Annotated in this window: 5 protein-coding genes; 1 reads left to right on the forward strand and 4 read right to left on the reverse strand. The window is 73.8% G+C overall.

The annotated features are described in order from the left end of the window. The first annotated feature begins 265 nt into the window (after positions 1 to 265). Complete coding sequence (locus V5O40_RS27795) at positions 266 to 1,702, forward strand: MFS transporter (RefSeq protein WP_332908192.1); 1,437 nt, start codon at positions 266 to 268, stop codon at positions 1,700 to 1,702. Here V5O40_RS27795 and V5O40_RS27800 read toward each other — a convergent pair. The 4 genes from V5O40_RS27800 to V5O40_RS27815 form a co-directional block, all read right to left on the reverse strand. Next, complete coding sequence (locus V5O40_RS27800; RefSeq protein WP_332908193.1) at positions 1,678 to 2,097, reverse strand: YchJ family protein; 420 nt, start codon at positions 2,095 to 2,097, stop codon at positions 1,678 to 1,680. The genes V5O40_RS27795 and V5O40_RS27800 overlap by 25 nt on opposite strands. A 157-nt stretch (positions 2,098 to 2,254) precedes the next feature. Further along, on the reverse strand, positions 2,255 to 2,725 hold the full coding sequence (locus V5O40_RS27805) for a hypothetical protein (protein WP_332908194.1): 471 nt from the start codon (positions 2,723 to 2,725) through the stop codon (positions 2,255 to 2,257). 66 nt (positions 2,726 to 2,791) lie between these two features. Continuing rightward, positions 2,792 to 3,406: a class F sortase gene (locus V5O40_RS27810; protein WP_332908195.1), complete on the reverse strand. Its 615-nt coding sequence runs from the start codon at positions 3,404 to 3,406 to the stop codon at positions 2,792 to 2,794. A 125-nt stretch (positions 3,407 to 3,531) separates the two neighbouring features. Continuing rightward, positions 3,532 to 4,023, reverse strand: a complete 492-nt coding sequence (locus tag V5O40_RS27815; protein WP_332908196.1) for a hypothetical protein — start codon at positions 4,021 to 4,023, stop codon at positions 3,532 to 3,534. Positions 4,024 to 4,235: the final 212 nt, after the last annotated feature.

The raw sequence follows: 4,235 nt of genomic DNA on the forward strand, positions 1-4,235 counted from the left end.
CCGCGCGACTCCGCCTACAGCTACACGACTAACGTGCTGCCTATGACGGGGGAGCAATGGTGACCCTGGGGCGGAACGGGGCCGGCACCGGCCCCGTTCCGCCCGCACACCGTTGACCGCTTCGGATCAGCTGTGCGGAACCGCCGCGTGCGGCATTACCATCAGCGCCATGACCTGGCGACATTGATCCGTCACCGGAGGCCGTGGGCCGCCACGGACACCGCGACACAGGTGTCCGTGACCGTCCCAGCTCGAAAGGCCCCCGATGATCCCGAGCCCGCCGCGTGCCCGCCGCCTGGCCGGCACGCTCTACGCGTACGCGTTCCTCACCGACCTGGTGCTGCTCTACCCGGTGTACGCGCTGCTCTTCGCCGACACCGGCCTGTCGGTCGGGCAGATCTCCTCGCTGTTCGTCATCTGGTCGCTGGCCAGCATCGCGCTTGAGGTGCCGTCCGGCGCCTGGGCCGACGCGACCTCCCGGCGGCGAATGCTCTACCTCGCACCACTGTGCACCGCCGCCGGCTTCACCCTGTGGACCGTCGTCCCGTCCTATCCGGCGTTCGCCGCCGGTTTCGTCCTCTGGGGAGCCGGCGGCGCACTCGCCTCCGGCGCCACGGAGGCGCTGGTCTTCGACGAACTCGACCGGCTCGGTGCCGCCGACCGGTACGCCCGGGTCATCGGCCGGGCGCGGACCGCCGGCACCGTCGGGGTGCTGGGGTCGATCGTACTGGCCGCACCCGTGCTCGGGCTCGGTGGCTACCCGGCGGTCGGCGCGGCCAGCGTCGCGGCCTGCCTGCTCGCCGCGGCCGTCGCGATCCGCTTCCCCGACGACCGCCGGGCCGCCGGCCGGAACCTCGACCGGGCCGGCGACGGCGCCCGCCTGCCGGGTGGTCCCGAAACCGATCACACCGTGCCGGGTGGTCCCGAAACCGATCACACGCCGGGCGGCTTCGACGTCGACTCCGCCGTGCCCGCCATGGGCAGGGCCGCGCCGACCGTGGTCGGTGCGGCGGACACCACGACGGCGAGACCCGACCCGGATGAGGACGAACTCGGCTGGTGGCAGGGGCTGCGCGCGGGCGTCGCCGAAGCCCGCGGCGACCGGCCGGTGCGTCGGGCGGTGCTGCTCGTCGCCGGGGTCGGTGCCATCTGGGGTGCCCTGGACGAGTACACGCCGCTGCTGGCCCGGGACACCGGAGTCGCGCTGACGACCGTGCCGCTGCTGCTCCTGATCGTCACGGTCGGGCAGATCGTCGGCGGTCTGCTCGCTCCCGTCGGTCAGCGGTTCGGCGGTCGCGGCTACGCGGTGCTGCTGGCCGGCTCGGCGCTGGCCCTGGCCTCGGGTGCGCTGGTGGGGCACCCGGCCGGGTTCGGTCTGGTGGCGGTGGCGTTCTGCGGCCTGCAACTGGCCTCGGTGCTGGCGGACGCGCGACTACAGGCCCGGATCACCGGGCCGGGGCGGGCCACCGTCACCTCGCTCGCCGGCATGGGCACCGACCTGACGATCATCGCGGTGTACGCCGGGTACGGTCTGGTCGCCACCGTGGCCGGTAACCCGGTCGCGTTCGCGGTCGCCGCCGTGCCGTACCTGTTGATCGCGGCTGCCCTGGCGATCCGGGCGGCCGACGACCGGAGACCGCTCGTGCCGGTGGGGGCGACCCCGGGCGGTGACCGGCTTCAGCCGAGGTCGTCGTCCAGGTAGACCCAACGACCGTCCTCGCGGACGAAGCGGCTGCGTTCGGTCACCGTGCCCGGCTCTCGTCCGTCCCGGTAGTGGGCCCGGAACCGCACGGTGCCGGTGCTGTCGAACAGGCCACCCCGGTCGGTGTCGAGCACCTCCAACCGCGTCCAGCGCTGGGCGGGGTCGAGGTGCAGCCGAGGGGGCCGGGTCCGGGAGTGCCAGCTGCGCAGCAGGTAGTCCGGGTCGCCGACGGCGAAGGCCGCGTACCGGGACCGCATCAGCGCTTCGGCCGTGGGGGCGTCGGCCTCGCCCCGGTGCAGCCGTCCGCAGCAGTCCACGTAGGGCAGGCCCTGCCCACACGGGCACGCCCCGGTCCCCTCGGACCCGCCGGCCGGTCGTCTGTCTCGGTTGGCCACGTCGCCATCCTTGCGGTAGCGGCGTCGGCCACCGCCACCGGGGCGCGTCGCCGCGACGGTCGACCGGCCGCGTCGTCAGGAAGCGGCTACCGCGTCGGTGGCCGGGACTTCCCGTCGCTCGGGCCCCGAGTGACCGACGTTCCCGCTGGTGTGCCGGTCAACGCGACCCGGTTCGGGCACCCCGACGATTGCCGAACGACTCCATCGTGCTGCCCCGCTTCGCTGGTGCCGGGTTGGCGGAGCGGGACCGGGACGCGGCGGCCTGGGAGGCCGAGGTCTTCCTGGTCGGTGCCCGCTTCGTACCCGTGGCCCTGCCGGCCGGTGCGGTCGCGCCGGATGACTTCGCCGCCGTCGCCTTCTTCGCGGGTGCCTTCCCGACCGAGGCGGTCTTCTTCGCCGCGGTCGCCTTGGCGGTCGGGCGGCGGGCCGGGGTGGCGGTGGCGGAGACGGCCTTCTTGCGAGCGACGCGGGAACTCGTCGGGGTCGGCTTCGTATCGGGCGTCTTCGCGGCGGTGGCCCCGGTGGCCCGCCTGGCCGCCGTGGCCGCCTTCTTCGCCGCCACCTTTCGCGGCGGCGGGCCGCCCTTGTCCGCGCCGGTCCGCTTGCTGGCCCCTGCTGCCTGCGCCATCGTCGCTCCTTGCGAATCTGCCGTTGGCGACGGGTCTTCCCGGCGTCCCGACGGTCAAACGCGGGTTCACGCTGCCCGGGTGGCGAACACGACGAGGTTGTCCACGTACCCGCCGCTGTCCCCGTCGAACCGGCCGCCGCAGGTGATCAGGCGGAGCCCGGCCGCGTCGGCCGGACCGTAGACCAGGTCGGTGGGAAACCGGTCCTTCGGATACGCCTCGACCGCGAGCACGGCGAAGCGCACCAGCCGGTCGTCGGTGCGGACGATCTCGATCGTGTCCCCGGGACGCAGCCGTCCGAGGTCGAAGAAGACGGCCGGCCCGTCGGGGGAGTCCACGTGACCCACCAGCACCGCGTTGCCGGTCTCTCCCGGACTGACCCCGAGGCGGTACCAGCCCGCCACAGCCGGGCGGTCCAGCGGCGGCACCTCCAGCGCCCCGGCGGCATCGGCGGCGACGGACACCAGCGAAGCGCGAAGATCGATGGCGGAGATGCGTACCTCGACGGGGACGGCCCGGGGCAGTGGCGGCAGGCGCGGCGCCGGCACCGTCCGGTGCGGCGCGGCGGCACCGTCCGGTTGCGGTGGTCGCACCGGCAGCCGCGTCGCACCCGCACCGACCAGCGCGAGACCGGTCACCGCGAGCGCCGCGACCAGGAGACGGCCCAACTGGTACGCCCGCACGGGAACCTCCGTTCGCCGGTGCCCGCGAGGGGCACGGGAACCGCTCTGCCGTGCCCACTCGGGTGCCCGTACCGTCGAGAACGGCACGGGCACCCGTCACAGGATGGGATGGGGTGAGTCGTGGGTCAGTGGGTGGCGGCGGTGACCGCGTGACGCCGTCGCCGGGCCAGGATGACGGCACCGCCGAGCGCGGTGGCCAGCAGGGTGGCGCCGGTGACCATCGTCCCGACACCGTCGTCGCCGGCCCGGCCCCCGGCCTCGGCGCCACCGATCGGGGTGACCGTCAGGGTCGCGCTGCCGTCGGGCGTGCCGTCGCCGCAGGTGGCGGCCACCGTGTAGGTGCCCAGGGTGAAACCGGCCGTGAACAGCTCCGCGCTCAACCCGCCACCGGCGGCGGCGGTGGTGGAGCGAACGTTCTGGTCGCGATCCGGCCCGGTGACGCGGAAGATCGCGTCACCTGACTTCGGGTTGCAGCCCGTCGCGGTCAGTACGACGGTTCCACCGACCGGCGTGGTGGACGGCGACACGGTCGTGTCGGCCAGCGCGGTGCCGGGCAGCAGCAGTGCGCCGAGAGCGACCCCGCCTGCCGCCGGTACGAGAAATCTTGTTGCCTTCATACGCGTCTTCCCTCACTTTTCGTCCGCTGACTGCGTGGGACGTCGTTCGGGTGGCCAACTCCGTGACTAGCACCGGTGTGCCCAACACTAGGTGGGCTTGCGACCCGATCCGGTGAAAATGAGAAATCCTCGTTGCCGTCCCGTGTTCCCCCGGACGCCACAGGCGTCGCGCAAGGGGCGGTCGGGCGCCGTTGTGGGCGTGGTTGGGGGTG

The organism is Micromonospora palythoicola, from assembly GCF_036689795.1.
GTDB classification, from domain to species: Bacteria; Actinomycetota; Actinomycetes; order Mycobacteriales; family Micromonosporaceae; genus Micromonospora; species Micromonospora palythoicola.